The sequence below is a fragment of the Paraburkholderia sp. SIMBA_054 genome (genome assembly GCF_046534875.1).
GTDB lineage: Bacteria > Pseudomonadota > Gammaproteobacteria > Burkholderiales > Burkholderiaceae > Paraburkholderia > Paraburkholderia hospita.
The window spans coordinates 1-241 of sequence record NZ_JAWRXV010001577.1 but is presented as its reverse complement, the minus strand read 5'-3'; the positions used below and the strand labels follow the sequence as shown (position 1 = coordinate 241).

The following is a 241-nucleotide window of genomic DNA, read 5'->3' as shown; positions in this document are numbered from 1 at the left end:
CCTCGCACCGAACGCGCGCGCTCACGAATTCCTTTATCAGCACGATGTCGGCAGGACGCGCGTGCGCCGCATGCTGCGTCAACGCGCGCAACAGCATTTCGCGGATCGCGAAGCGCTCAACGCGAAGCACGCGGAAGCGGGCGCGCAAGCATCAACGGAACACGCTCATGCGTGATGTCACGGGCTCCAGCCTGAGCGGACGGCGTGTCGTCGTGACAGGCGGCGAGCGTGGGCTTGGCGC

The 241-nt window shown here is 66.8% G+C and carries 1 pseudogene; it reads left to right on the top strand.

Annotated features, from left to right (window positions below):
- Window positions 1-175 (top strand): annotated as a pseudogene (locus tag SB822_RS60360) (3-phenylpropionate dioxygenase); the annotation flags it as partial.
- Window positions 176-241: the final 66 nt, after the last annotated feature.